The 12,908-nt window shown below is 54.7% G+C and carries 11 protein-coding genes; 8 read left to right on the top strand and 3 right to left on the bottom strand.

All coding sequences use genetic code 11. The annotated features are described in order from the left end of the window. Positions 1-16: 16 nt before the first annotated feature. The 4 genes from Dform_RS03020 (at position 17) to Dform_RS03005 (ending at position 4,085) form a co-directional block, all read left to right on the top strand. Positions 17-316 carry a hypothetical protein gene (locus Dform_RS03020; protein WP_076003704.1) on the top strand — a complete coding sequence of 100 codons (300 nt, stop codon included), beginning with the start codon at positions 17-19 and terminating at the stop codon, positions 314-316. A gap of 81 nt (positions 317-397) precedes the next feature. Beyond that, a complete protein-coding gene (locus Dform_RS03015) occupies positions 398-1,540 on the top strand; it encodes a radical SAM protein (RefSeq protein WP_076003703.1) in 1,143 nt (380 codons plus the stop codon). A gap of 197 nt (positions 1,541-1,737) precedes the next feature. Next, positions 1,738-2,601 carry a radical SAM protein gene (locus tag Dform_RS03010; RefSeq protein WP_076003702.1) on the top strand — a complete coding sequence of 288 codons (864 nt, stop codon included), beginning with the start codon at positions 1,738-1,740 and terminating at the stop codon, positions 2,599-2,601. Beyond that, positions 2,601-4,085 (top strand): B12-binding domain-containing radical SAM protein, encoded by a 1,485-nt coding sequence (locus Dform_RS03005; RefSeq protein WP_076003701.1) that lies wholly within the window; start codon positions 2,601-2,603, stop codon positions 4,083-4,085. Before Dform_RS03010 ends, Dform_RS03005 begins: the two co-directional genes overlap by 1 nt. 127 nt (positions 4,086-4,212) lie before the next feature. On the opposite strand, the gene Dform_RS03000 is transcribed toward Dform_RS03005, so the two are convergent. Genes Dform_RS03000 through Dform_RS10995 form a run of 3 tightly spaced genes read right to left on the bottom strand, consistent with a single transcriptional unit; the run spans position 4,213 to position 8,540 of the window. Further along, the gene (locus tag Dform_RS03000) at positions 4,213-5,484 is read right to left on the bottom strand and encodes a Ni/Fe hydrogenase subunit alpha (RefSeq protein WP_076003700.1); all 1,272 of its coding nucleotides are present in this window, start codon (positions 5,482-5,484) and stop codon (positions 4,213-4,215) included. Continuing rightward, entirely contained in the window at positions 5,472-6,221 is a 750-nt protein-coding gene (locus Dform_RS02995) for an NADH-quinone oxidoreductase subunit B family protein (RefSeq protein WP_076003699.1), read from the bottom strand. Before Dform_RS02995 ends, Dform_RS03000 begins: the two co-directional genes overlap by 13 nt. Further along, entirely contained in the window at positions 6,222-8,540 is a 2,319-nt protein-coding gene (locus Dform_RS10995; protein WP_083635326.1) for a 4Fe-4S dicluster domain-containing protein, read from the bottom strand. A gap of 174 nt (positions 8,541-8,714) precedes the next feature. Between Dform_RS10995 and argJ the strand changes: the two genes are divergently transcribed. The 4 genes from argJ to Dform_RS02960 are packed head-to-tail and all read left to right on the top strand — an operon-like array spanning position 8,715 to position 12,872. Next, positions 8,715-9,989: a bifunctional glutamate N-acetyltransferase/amino-acid acetyltransferase ArgJ gene (gene argJ / locus Dform_RS02975; protein ID WP_335583012.1), complete on the top strand. Its 1,275-nt coding sequence runs from the start codon at positions 8,715-8,717 to the stop codon at positions 9,987-9,989. Between the two features lie 10 nt (positions 9,990-9,999). Continuing rightward, positions 10,000-10,773 carry an acetylglutamate kinase gene (gene argB, locus Dform_RS02970; protein WP_076003697.1) on the top strand — a complete coding sequence of 258 codons (774 nt, stop codon included), beginning with the start codon at positions 10,000-10,002 and terminating at the stop codon, positions 10,771-10,773. A 14-nt stretch (positions 10,774-10,787) separates the two neighbouring features. Beyond that, positions 10,788-11,984, top strand: a complete 1,197-nt coding sequence (locus Dform_RS02965; protein WP_076003696.1) for an aspartate aminotransferase family protein — start codon at positions 10,788-10,790, stop codon at positions 11,982-11,984. A 12-nt stretch (positions 11,985-11,996) separates the two neighbouring features. After that, the gene (locus tag Dform_RS02960; protein WP_076003695.1) at positions 11,997-12,872 is read left to right on the top strand and encodes a hypothetical protein; all 876 of its coding nucleotides are present in this window, start codon (positions 11,997-11,999) and stop codon (positions 12,870-12,872) included. Positions 12,873-12,908: the final 36 nt, after the last annotated feature.

Below are 12,908 nucleotides of genomic sequence, written 5' to 3'. Positions count from 1 at the left end.
AACAGGAGAAATATAAATGACAATCTATCAGGCTCCTTACTGGTTTCTAATCGCTGCCATCCTTGTCGGATTGATGGCTGTCCTTGGGATTTTCCTGCGCTCCAAAGGTATGGTCACCAAGTGGTATGACTGGGCGATCATCAGCGTCGGCTTGCTGATGGGCATGTTCGCCCTTCAGAACTACTTCGGATCGATCTCGGAATTTGAGAATCAGGCTGCCACCATGTTCCTCACCTTCATGGGCATCCCGGCTCTTATTATTCTGGCTATTGCGGGCGCGCTGATCATGCGCCGCAAGGCAAAAGCTGCGGTTTAGTTTAAATGGTTGAGGTGGAGGGAACAATCCCTCCACCTCAACCCAGGTTCACGGCACCAGTCGCAAATGTCGAGGAATAAAATGAAATACTACGCCACCGGCAAACAGATAGTATATCCCGAGGACTACAATACCAAGGTCATGTTCCTGCGCAAAAGCGAGGAATGGATCAGGCAGAAGCAATCCGAAGGCATCCTGGAAAGCGCCTACAGCTTCGCTGCCGGCGGCGGTTTCTTGATCTTCAACGTGTCATCCCACGAAGAACTCATTAAAAACCTGATCGATTTCCCGATGTACTGCCTCTCCGAGTTCAAGGTAGAACCCCTGGTCACCTTCGAAGATAACGCGGAACTCATCATCGGTGAGTTCAAAAAGCTCGGGGTTTACCATGACGGATCGGCCCTGACCCGTGTTTACCACATCGCCTACACCCCGGAACTCAAGGAGATTTGCCTCTTCTTCTGGGGCTGCAACATCGAATGCCGCGGCTGTTACTGCAAGCGCCGCATCTACTCCCCGATGCTTCCCGACTTTTTAGGCGCTCACCGGGAAGATCCTACCGGTATCGCTCCGGTACCTGAGAAATTCCTGACTATCGATGAACTCATGGCAATCCTCGATAAATACGAATTCACCTCGGTCGTCTTGGAAGGGCAGGAAGCAGGCCTCGATCCTGAATTTGCCACCATCACCCGTTTGCTCCACGAACGGTATCATTCCAAGAATTTACTTCTCTCTAACGGACTGCAGCTGCCTGACCTGAGCCATGTGGACCGGGTGGAGATCGGCATCAAGGCTGTTTCCGATCATTTGAACATCGATTACACCGGGGTTTCCAACACCCTCATCCTTGAGAACCTGGATAAACTCGTGGCCGCTGGCAAAGACACCTTCGTCGAATCGGTCTATATTCCCGGCTACATCGATATCGACGAAATCGAGCGGATCGCCGAACATGTCGCTTCTGTCAAAAATGACATGCTCTTCGTCATCCTGCCTTACTTTAAGGCTGGTGATAACCCGTGGCGGCGTCCTACTACCGCCGAAATGGAATGCGCCGCTGAAGCCGCCAGGAAACACCTCAGCAGGGTCTTCTTCTTCAGGGGAGACGAGGAACTCAAATACAAAGTCACGAGTGCCTTCCCCGTCGGTCTTGGCGAGATCCAGGGGAATGTCTCCCCACCTGTCCTGGCCGCAAAGGAACCGGATAAAATCGCTGCCTAGATGGAGAAATTCTGAGATGTTTGTTATCGCATTGATTCTTTCGATCGCTTCCTTGATAGGTGCCGTTTTATTCTTGGTTATCGACCGGGCAGCCGAAAGGTGGTCAGTAGCTGTGCCCCCATGGACGGATGCCATCTCGAATACTGAACCCCGGTTCGAGGGTGGTTCACTTCGGAATGTCTGAACCAGTGACTCAAATGAAGACCAATATTTACCATATCACCTACACACCGGAGCAGAAAGACGTCTGTGTCCACTTCTGGGGCTGCAACTTCAAATGCAAAGGCTGCTATTGTACCCGCCAGGTATTCAGCCCCATGTTGGATTTCAGTAAAATACTCTCCACCGCTCCCGCCTCTTTCGCAAAACCGCCGACACGTTTTCTGACCCTTGAAGAAGTTGAGAAGGTGTTGGATGAGCTCGATTTCCATTCCGTTGTGATCGAAGGCCAGGAAGCAGGGCTCGATCCTGCCTACCCCGAATTTACGCGGTTATGTCATAACAAGTATGGCGCCCGGGTGACTCTGGTTACCAATGCCCGCGTTTTGCCCGACCTGTCTTTCACCGATACCCTTGAGGTCGGGCTCAAAGCGCTCGATGAAAAACTTCATCTCGATTACACGGGCGTATCGAACACAGAGACGCTTAGAAATTTCGAGCTTCTGGTAGCTTCAGGGAAAAGACTGGTGGTCGACTCGGTTCTTATCCCCGGGTACATCGGCGCCGCCGAGATCGGGCGCATCGCCAGCTATGTCGCTAGCCATGACCACAACATCCCCTTCATTCTCCTACCCTACTTCCCCTCTGGCGACAATCCATGGCACAGGCCTGCCCCGGAGGAAATGGATGAGGCAGCCTCGATAGCGAAAATCAGCCTCTCCCGGGTTTTCCATTTCCGTGGAGATGAGACCCTCAAGTACCCCATCTATAACGTGTTCCCTACGGAAGCCTGCCCCGGAAACGGCATTGATGCCGTTAAATGGCTTACCCGGGTTTCCGGTTTGAACCGTCGCCCGGATTCCGTTCTCGATGAAATTTTTTCTCAGGAGGTTTTGGTCTAATGAGAATCTTGCTGGTGACTGCCCCCAACCCCAATTATTCGGCTTACTACGCCAAGGCTTATACCAACTTGCCCAAAGGGCTTCTATATATCGCTTCATATCTGGAGCAGAACGGCCATGAGGTCAAGATCTACGACGGTTTCGTGGACGATCGGAAGCCCGAGGATTTCATAGATTGGAAACCTCAGCTTGTCGGCTTTTCCGTGATCACCGGCCCCAATCTCGAAGGAGCCATCCTGCAATCCAAGCGCTTCCGCGAACTTCTACCGGAGGTTCCCATCGCGTGGGGTAACGTGCACGTCAGCGTCCTGCCGAAACAGACCCTCTCTGAGCCCTATGTCGACTACGCGGTCATAGGCGCTGGTGAGCATACTATGCTGGAGCTTGCCAATCACCTTGAAAAAGGTGAACGCCGTCTCGAGGACATCAAAGGCCTTGCCTTTAAACGGAACGGTGAGATGATCATCAACGAGCCGCGTCCTTTCGTTCATGACCTGGAAGCCATGCCTGACCCGGCCTGGCATTTGGTGCCGGTTAAAAAATACTCCCTGATCGGTATCAACACTTCCCGCGGCTGCGCCCACCACTGTGCCTTCTGCTACAACAAGTCTTACAACAAAGGCTATTACGCTTTTCTTTCAGCTGAGCGTATTGTCTCCCAGATCGAATTCCTCAGGAAGACTTACGATGCGAAATATATCCGCTTCGACGAGGATAATTTCACCTTTAATCGCAAGCGCCTTCGGGATTTCTGCAATCTCCTCATAGAGCGGAAGATCAAGATTTCATGGAACTGCGACTCAAGGGCTGATCTATCCGAAGCCGACGTGGCCTTAATGGCTAAAGCAGGTTGCGTCGCAATCGGTTTGGGACTTGAAAGCGGCAGCCAGAGGGGTCTTGACTTCATGCAAAAAGACATCACCGTGCCAGAGATGGAACGCACTTTCTGGAGCCTGGTCAAGCACCATATCCGCACCTCGGTCTATATCATCTACGGCTATCCCACCGAGACCGTCGATGATTTCCAAGCCACCCACGAAATGCTGAAAAGGCTGGACAATCCCTATTACATGTACAACCGTTTTGTACCGTTCCCCGGCAGCGCCCTCTATGACTATTGTGTCAGGGAAGGTCTCATTACCCCTCCAGAGAGGTTGGAAGATTGGCCGGAGTACCTCATCGAGTATGCCAACAAGATCAACCTTTCCAGCGTTCCGACGGAAATGATGACCGAGGCCGCTGCTAACTGGCGGGCTACTTACGCCGCCCAACGCGTGAAGTTCACATTAAAACATAACCCCGCGTATTTCCTCACTGCCTTTAAAAACCCCGTCAAATTCGCGCGGGAGGTGGGTGAGCTGATCAAATTCCACGGTCAAGTCAACAAGTTTTACAAGACCGTTCAACAGAAACTCCTGGGATTTGCCGGATCTAAGGACTCTCACCTGCCTGTCGGCATCTCTCCCAAACCCAGGATCTCATAGGCGTAATGCACATCGGTAGAGGCGGCCACATGGGTCTCCCGCCACTTAGACGCCTTCACGATTTTGGCGCCCAAAAGGAAAGGGCGTCCCGGTTTATCGGGACGCCCTCGTTCGCCGGACGTTGGAACTAGTGTACAGAGCAGGAGATGCAGGGGTCGTAGGCGCGGACCAGCATCTCCAGGGTGTGCCGGATCTCGTCCACCGGCTTGTCGAGGATGGTCGGCGCCAGTTCGTCGAAGTCCTTCTGGATGGACAGGTGGTTCTGGCCGGTGGGGATGATGCAGTTGGCGGAGACGATCTCCCCGGCGTCGTTGTAGGTGTAGTCGTGGATCAGCATGCCGCGCGGCGCCTCCACAATGCCCACTCCCCGCCCCGCCCGGGGTTTGACCTTGACCTCCTCCTGGTGGAGACCGCGAGCCAGCAGTTTATCGATAATGTTGATGGCATCCTCGATGCAGTGTACCGTCTCGACCGTCTGGGCGACGGAAATGAAAAAGGGATTGTGGATCGGCGCTTTCATGCCCAGCGAGGCGGCGGCCTTTTTCGCCCGTGGCAGTAGCTGCTCCGAGTTCAGGTTGAATCGGGACAGCGCGCCAACCATGTAGGAATCGCGGGCGTGCTTGGTGTACTTGGCTGAAGACTGCGGCACGCAGAATTCATTGGTAATTTTCTGGTAATCTTCGAGCGGGTACACCCCGCCGTCGGAAGAAGCGATCTTGCCGGTGATGAAAGCGTATTCCTTGGAGTCCTTGAGAGCGATATATTCGGTGGGACGGTTAAAATTGGGGATCATCGGCGCCAGGGATTTGACCACCGCCACCATGGTCTCGGCGTCGTCGAGAGCCGAAACCAGGCGCTCACGGACAGCTTTCAAGGCGTCGACGTCTGGCAGCTTGCTCCACCCGCCGACGATGGGGGTAATGGGATGGGTCTTGCGGCCGGCGAGTATTTCAGCCAGATTGTATGCCAGCTTCTTCATCCGGACGGCCATCACAATGACATCGCCGTGAGTGGCTACCAGCGGAATAACCGAATCGGCGCCCAGAAAATCCGGGGCGATCAGGAAAAGCACGTGAAGTACATGGCTTTCCAGCAGTTCCGCGTCATAGAGCAGCTTGCGGAGGAGCCAGGCTTGTTCGGTCAACTTGATGCCGAAGGCGGCCTCGGTCGCCTGTAGGGACGCTGTGGTGTGAGCTATGGAACAGATACCGCAGATGCGGGAGGAAATGGTGGAAACATCGTCAAAATTGCGCCCTTTGAGCATCCACTCGAAGAACCGGGGCGATTCGGTGACCTCCCACAGGACCCTGTCGAGCTTGCCGTCGGTAGCCTCCAGATGGATGTTACCATGGCCCTCGACGCGGGTGAGCTGGTTGACCTTGATCTTTACTTCTGGCACTGTGATACCTCCGAATAGGAGTTGTAAATCTTGAACCGTTCCAAAATCTGGTCCAGCGTCAGGCCGTAACGAGCCAGGACGTCCTTAGCCGAATCGGTGTTGGGATTCTCCACCAGGCCCCGGCAGCCCCAGCAGAAACGTCCGGCGCCGACACACATGGCGTCGCAGCCGCCTCTGGTCACCGGGCCGATGCATGTGCCGCCGCGCTGAAAAACGCAGACATTGCCGGAGACGCGGCATTCGGTGCAGACAGGGTAGTTGGGCAGGTCCGGCCGCTTGCCCAGGAGGAGAGCTTTGACCACCTTGACGAACTCGGCAGTTGTTGGTGGGCAACCCCTGATGTAGTAGTCTACTGGCACAACAGCATTTACCGGCCGGGCCGGGATCGTGTTATAGAAAGAGGCGCACTCGCCGTAAACGCCCTTTAGCAGTTCATCGGAGGAATAAGCGTTCTTGAGGCAGTTGACGCCGCCGGTGCAGGCGCAGGCGCCCAGGGCGACAAGCACCTTGGCCTGGTTGCGGATAGCCTGGAGGCGGGGTATCTCGGACTCTTTTGTGATCGATCCTTCGATGAAGGCGATGTCGTAATCATCGGAGCGGTCGGTCTTGACCTCGCGGAAATTGACGATGTCGACGGCGCCGAGCAGGCCCAAAACCTCGCCGACATCCAGGTTCAGGGCGTCCAGCTGGCAGCCCTCGCAGGAGGTGAAGTCGAAAAATGCCACTTTTGGTTTCATCTAGATGGCCTCCCTTAGCGTGCGTAACCGGGTCAGGCTGAATACCGGCCCTTCCTGGCAGACGTAGACTCCATTGATCTGGCAGTTGCCGCACTTGCCGACGCCGCACTTCATCTTGCGCTCAAGCGACAGGATGATGTTGTCATCGGCCAGGTCGCGCTTCTTAAGTTCGTTGGTGACGAAGCGGTACATGATCGGCGGGCCGACCACCACGGCTACCGTCTTCCGGGGATCGAACTGTACCTTCGGGATCAGGGTGGTGATGACGCCGACGTTACCCGTCCAGGTATCGTCGCCCTTATCTACCGTCTCCATGAAGGTGACATCAGGGGCTTTCGCCCATTGAGCCATCTCCTCCGAGAAGACTCGCTCGGAAGGAGAGCGGGAACCGAACAGAAGGTTGATGTGGCCGTATGATTCGCGGCGGTCCAGAACATACTCGATAAGCGACCTAAGCGGGAAGACGCCGATACCGCCGGCAATGAGCAGCAGGTCTTTTCCTTCCATCTGCTCCAGCGGGAAACCGTTGCCGAACGGACCGCGGATACCTACCGGAGATCCTACCTCAAGATTATGCAGGGCGCCGGTGACATTACCGACATTCCTGACAGCGACTTCAAAGGTGTGGTCGCGGGTCGGCGATGAGGTGAGAGAGATTGGCGATTCGCCAATGCCGAAAACATAGACCTCGACGAATTGGCCAGGTCGGTGGCCAAGTTTGTGACCGTCTTTGAGCTTGAACTCGAAGAGTTTCTCACGTGCGCCGAGCTGGGTAATCCTGGTAATGCTGGCCATATGAGGCAGATACAGTTCAGGCTGAGGCCGGGTGTTGGTTATGGTACGCCGGGCCTTATCTTTGGCTTTTTCCGAGGCGGCAATAGCGTTATAAGCTTCGAGGGGCGAAGCGATCTCAGCCAGGCAGGTGACGGTGCAGCGGCCGCAGCCGACACAGCCGAACTTGCCGTAGCGGTCGAGCATGTACTTGCCCTTGTGGTACATCCGGTGACGGAACCGCGACAGTTTATCGCCGCGGAAGTTGGCGCCGGCAGCCACCTTGCTGAAGTCCACCAGCATGCAGCCGTCGGGCTTCCTGACGCGCTCGCCGTCGACCATGTTCAGGCTGACGTCGTCCTGTACGTCAAAGCAAAAGCAGGTGGGGCAGACCATGATGCAGGAACCGCAGTTGAGACAGGCCTCGCTCCGCGACTTCCAGTAAGGATTGTCGTAATTGGTATCCAGAAGATGCGGGATCTTTTCCCGCGGCATGTCCAGGAATAGACGGTACTTTGATAAGGCTTCCTCGCGGACTTGTTTTTGCCGGGCGGTCTCGGCAACTGTCGGTTCCCGGACCTGGGCATATCGGGCCAGGATTTGTGCTCCGGCTTCGGAACCTACGGTGATCATATAGGATGAATTGCCGATATCGGTCAGCAGCAGATCAAAGCCTGAGTCAGCCGTGTAAGTGCCCATGCTGGGGGCGAAGGACGTCGTCAGCGGTGTGAGCACGTCAACACCGATAATAAGGGTGTTCTGTCGGCGGGCGGTGTAATTGGGATCGGGGTTATTGCCCATGAAAACTTCGTCGAGTAGATTGATAGCGTTGATATCATCTGGGTGAACGCCGATCAGGACACGGGGTGTGCTATCGGTCACCGGGGTGATCTCCGGGTTGTCGCCGCGTTTGTAGCGCAGGATGGTTTCGCAGGCTGGGATGAAAAACGCCGTCGGTGGATTTACCGTAACATCGTAATCAAGGGCAAGCTCATCGAAGTTCTTGATCTTGTCAAAGGAAAACTTGCCCTGTTTGGCCTTGACGCCGATAGTCTCGCGCTCCCTGATCAAGTTGTTGACCAGGTTTTTCAGACTTTCGGTGGAGATCACAAAAGTCGCTTGTGAGGTGATCTTCGCCGGCGTCGTTTTTGCCTTTATCTGAACCGACACCGTCTTTTGCTTTGAACCGGACTTGATGGTGTCCTTGACCAGTTTTTCCAGTTCCTCCGGGGAAAAAGGCTTTACCAGGTAGTCGGCGGCTCCCTGTTTCAAAGCTTCGGTTGCTGATTCGACCGACGGATGGTCGGTGGTGACAATGGCCTGCATCCAGGGCCGCTTGACCTTGACCTCTTTCAGCACGCCAAGCCCGTGTTTGCCGGGCAGCCTCATGTCCAGGAGCATGATGCTGAAGTCCTGGTTATCGATGAGATTCAGGGCTTCTTCGCCTGTAGTCGCCGTAGTGACACGGAAACCGGCGCCCTTAAGCCAGGCCGCTGTGTCCCGGGATTTGGGGTCGCTGTCGACGATAAGTACTGAGTTTTCCGCCATGAACTACCCCCTATTTCGCCTATCCAATTTGAGTTGAACCGGATGGGTCGCCCGTTAAAAATCGACAAACTGGTTGAGTATATCATAAGTATTAGTACTTGGCTAGTACCGGCTCGGCTTTATTTATTGGGGTTAACTGATATATTTTCGAACGGAGCGGTCATTGGAGGTGACTTGAACGGCAGAGTTGCCTGTTCTTTGCCCCACCACAAACGCTGTGCTATATTCTATCATCATTTTATGATCTCCAAACCTGAAATCATTCCCCACGGAAGCATCACCTCGGCCGCTGGATTTTCCGCCGGGGCAGTGGCAGCCGGCATCAAAAAGGCCGCCGGGGCGCTTGACCTTGCGGTGATTGTGTCTGGCAAGCCATGTTCGGCCGCTGCTGTCTTCACTCAGAACCGTTTCAAAGCCGCGCCGGTGTTAGTCTCACAGATGCATCTTGCCGATACCGATAAAATTCAGGCGATAATCGTAAACGCCGGCTGCGCCAATGCCGGCACGGGGAAGACAGGCCTTGAAAATGCGCGAGCCATGACCGAGTTGGCGGGCTCAAGGTTAGGCATTGAATCAAAGAGTGTGCTTGTTGCCAGCACCGGCGTCATCGGGGTTCGATTACCTCTTGGTAAAATCGGGCCCGGTTTGAACCACCTCAAGCTAGACGCCGCTTATGGGCATGATTTTGCCCGCGCCATCATGACCACGGACACCGTGCCCAAAGAAATCGCGGTCAGGTCATTGGAACACGGATTCACTGTCGGCGGCTGCGCCAAAGGCGCAGGTATGATTCATCCGGACATGGCCACCCTGCTGGCTTTCATCACCACCGATGCCAGAATTGACTCCGCCCTTCTCGCCAGACTACTGAAACGTGTCGTGAACAAATCCTTCAACGTGATCTCGGTTGACGGCGATACTTCGACAAACGATTCTGTCTTCGTCCTGGCCAATGGCGCGGCGACTCAACAGATCATAGAAGGCACCGCCTCCTTCCGGGCTTTAGCCGAAGCGCTGGAATACGTTTGCATCCATCTTGCCAAATCGGTTGCTCGCGATGGCGAAGGCGCCACCAAGCTGATTGAACTGACAGTTACCGGCGCGGCGACCCCCTCGGATGCTCGAAAAGTTGCCAGAACAATCTTGTCTTCACCACTAGTTAAGACCGCCGTCCATGGCGCCGACCCCAACTGGGGCCGGATTGTTGCGGCTGCCGGGCGGAGCGGAGCCAAATTCGATCTTGATAAAGCAGATCTTTGGATCGGCGATGTCGAGGTTTTGAAACAAGGCACGCCACTGGAGATTGACAAGATACGTGCGTCAGACCAATTCAAAGAGAAAGAAGTATTTATACATCTCGATCTCGGGTTGGGCAAATCCCGGATCACCGGCTGGGGCTGTGACATGAGCGCCGAGTATGTCCACATTAACGCCGACTACACTACCTAACGGATAATTTATGAACAAGATCATCGTCATCAAACTTGGTGGATCGGTTTTAGGCAGCCGAGATACCTCCCTTGAGGACGTTGCCCGACTTAAAAACGAGGGCTATTTTCCGGTTGTCGTTCATGGCGGGGCTGCCACGGTCAATGCCTGGCTCAAACGGCTGAACATCGCGCCCTGCGTAGTCCAGGGTGAGCGGGTGACCGATAAAGAGACCCTTGAGGTAGTCGCCGCTGTCCTTGCCGGTCTGGTAAACAAGGAAACTACGGCGATGCTGTCGGACTTGGGGGTCAAAGCCATCGGTTTATCCGGCATTGACGCAGGACTCATCACCGGCTCTCCTCGCGGAGCTGAATGGGGCTTCATGGGTGACGTCAAAAAAGTGGATCCCTCGATCCTGACAACATTACTGGAAAACGGACTTGTTCCGGTGGTTTCCCCGGTTTCTCTAAATGGCTCAGGGGATCCGGTTCGCTTGCTCAATATCAATGGCGACCCTGTGGCCGGGGAACTGGCGGCTTCTCTCAAGGCTGACCGGTTGATATTCCTCACCGACGTCTCCGGCGTCAAGGGTGCAACAGGCAACTTCATTAAATCCGCGAACGTTCGAGACGCCGAGGAGTTCATCGCTTCGGGAGTCGCCACCGGCGGAATGGTCCCCAAGATCCGGGCTGCGGTACGCGCGGCGTCCGTTGGGACCCTGACCAGCATCATCGATGGTAGAGAGCCTCACATCATATATAATGAAGTCACCCGAGGTGGATTTGGCACCTCGATCGGCGCGTAGGCGAGAGGAATCTTATGGCTGACTGGATGGAACTCGAGAAGGAATATTTCATGCGGACGGTGGAACGCGCCCCGCTGACGATCGTTAAGGGCCAGGGCAGTTACGTCTGGGATGAATCCGGTAAAAGGTACCTTGATTTCGTGGCTGGTTGGGCAGTCAATTCACTCGGCCACTGTCATCCTGCTGTGGTCGAGGCGGTTCGTCATCAAGCCGGTGAACTCATACAGACCTCCAACCACTACTACACCATCCCCCAGCTTCAATTGGCTGAACTTCTCGTTAAAAATAGCTCTCTAGATAAAATCTTCCTCTGCAACTCCGGCGCTGAGGCCACCGAAGGCGCGGTCAAGCTAGCCAGAAGATATGGGAAGCTGCATTTGAACGGCGCCTATGAGGTGATCACGGCCACGGGTTCGTTCCACGGCCGGACGCTGGCGATGGTCTCGGCCTCGGGGCAGCTCAAGTATCAAACACCCTACACCCCTCTGCCCTCTGGATTTATAAATGTAGAATACAACAACATCGAGGCAATAAAAAAAGCTACGACAAGCACGGTTTGCGCCGTCATGCTGGAACCCGTTCAGGGCGAGGGCGGTGTCAATGTACCGTCGCCTGACTACCTGAAGGAAGTTCGCCGCTGGTGCGATGAAAAAGGCATCATTCTCATTTTGGATGAAATCCAAACAGGCATCGGACGGACCGGGGAACTCTTCGCCCACCAATCATTCGGTATCGAGCCTGACATCATGTCCCTTGCCAAGGGGCTCGGCGGTGGTTTACCCATCGGGGCTATCATGGCCAAGGATAAATTCTCGGTTTTCACCTACGGCGAACATGGTTCCACCTTCGGCGGCAATCCCGTCACTTGCGCGGCGGCTTTCGCGACCATGAAATTCATCATCGAAAACGATATCCCCAGGAATGCCTTCGATATGGGCATTCGGCTCATCCAGCGCCTCGAACGGCTTTCATCGAAGCACACCGGGCTTATCACCGATATCCGCGGCAAAGGTTTGCTGATGGCGGTCCAATTTTCAGGAGATTTTGCCAAGACTCTTGCCCAGAAGTGCCTCGAAGCAGGCCTCCTCGTAAACGACGTGAAACCCAATGCCCTGCGGTTGATGCCTGCTCTTAATATCACCGCCGATGAAATCGACGAGGCTGTCGAGCTTCTTGACCAGGCAATCACCAGTTTGGATGCCAACCGTTAAGATAGTGACTGCATGATCATTGCCATCATCGTTTTCTTCGCACTGGGGCTGATCGTAGTTTTCAGTTGGCAAATGCCGGATCCCGGCAAGATGCGCCATGCCTATACCGCCGTTCCCCTTCCTCCTGCCATTATTTCTCAGGTACCGGGTGCCGTCCGGGACGACGCTTTGGAAATGGCGAAGTCCCTTCACCCCAGGGATAAGACAAAGAGGATCAAGCTTGCCGCCGACTTGCTGGCAACATACGAAGCGCTCAAAAATACCGACATCTTCGTTTTGTTCAATTCAGGAGGTTACGGCTGGACCGCGCTGGATAAAGCATCCGGGTATGCCACGATTGTCAACGCCATCGAGGATGAATTTATCACCAGACATTGTAGGGTTTTGGTGCTCAATTACCAGCGAGCTTATCGCAGCTTACGCGGCTACATCAGCGAGATTCTTAATGCCGGCGCCAAGTCGGTTTCCAAGCCCAAAGAATTAGCGTTGAGGCTCAAATTCTTGTGGCACCATCTGCCCAATCTCAAAGTATTGATGTGCGCCGAAAGCAATGGGACGGTGATGTCCAACCAGGTGATGAAGATGCTACCTGGGGAAGAGCGGCTCTTTTCTATCGAGTTCGGTCCGCCGTTCTGGTACCACGATCAGGTCAGTGATCGGGTACTCAATATGCGCTCAAACGGTGTTGTGCCCGATGCTTTCAGTTATGGACATTGGGGCCGGGCGTTCAAAGCCAACTGGGATGCCCTTCGCGGTAAAAGTCCCGCCTCGCCGGGCAATGTCCTTCTTTACATCGGTGCGCCTGGTCATGACTACAACTGGCAGGACTATCCCCTAATTCGGGAAAACGTGCTGGCATTTTTAAACCGGCACTTCGGCCGTTGCTAATCCGATTCTAGCGTCCTCGTTCCAGTTGGGCGGCTC

This window comes from Dehalogenimonas formicexedens (genome assembly GCF_001953175.1).
Lineage (GTDB): Bacteria > Chloroflexota > Dehalococcoidia > Dehalococcoidales > Dehalococcoidaceae > Dehalogenimonas > Dehalogenimonas formicexedens.
The sequence above is the reverse complement of the archived record's forward strand: the minus strand, read 5'-3'. Positions and strand labels throughout refer to the sequence as shown.

Excerpts from the sequence above, each read along its gene's own strand:
- Dform_RS03020 (WP_076003704.1), top strand. The coding sequence starts at position 17 with ATGACAATCTATCAGGCTCCTTACTGGTTTCTAATCGCTGCCATCCTT.
- Dform_RS03015 (WP_076003703.1), top strand. The coding sequence starts at position 398 with ATGAAATACTACGCCACCGGCAAACAGATAGTATATCCCGAGGACTAC.
- Dform_RS03010 (WP_076003702.1), top strand. The coding sequence starts at position 1,738 with ATGAAGACCAATATTTACCATATCACCTACACACCGGAGCAGAAAGAC.
- Dform_RS03005 (WP_076003701.1), top strand. The coding sequence starts at position 2,601 with ATGAGAATCTTGCTGGTGACTGCCCCCAACCCCAATTATTCGGCTTAC.
- Dform_RS02995 (WP_076003699.1), bottom strand. The coding sequence starts at position 6,221 with ATGAAACCAAAAGTGGCATTTTTCGACTTCACCTCCTGCGAGGGCTGC.
- Dform_RS10995 (WP_083635326.1), bottom strand. The coding sequence starts at position 8,540 with ATGGCGGAAAACTCAGTACTTATCGTCGACAGCGACCCCAAATCCCGG.
- argB (WP_076003697.1), top strand. The coding sequence starts at position 10,000 with ATGAACAAGATCATCGTCATCAAACTTGGTGGATCGGTTTTAGGCAGC.
- Dform_RS02965 (WP_076003696.1), top strand. The coding sequence starts at position 10,788 with ATGGCTGACTGGATGGAACTCGAGAAGGAATATTTCATGCGGACGGTG.
- Dform_RS02960 (WP_076003695.1), top strand. The coding sequence starts at position 11,997 with ATGATCATTGCCATCATCGTTTTCTTCGCACTGGGGCTGATCGTAGTT.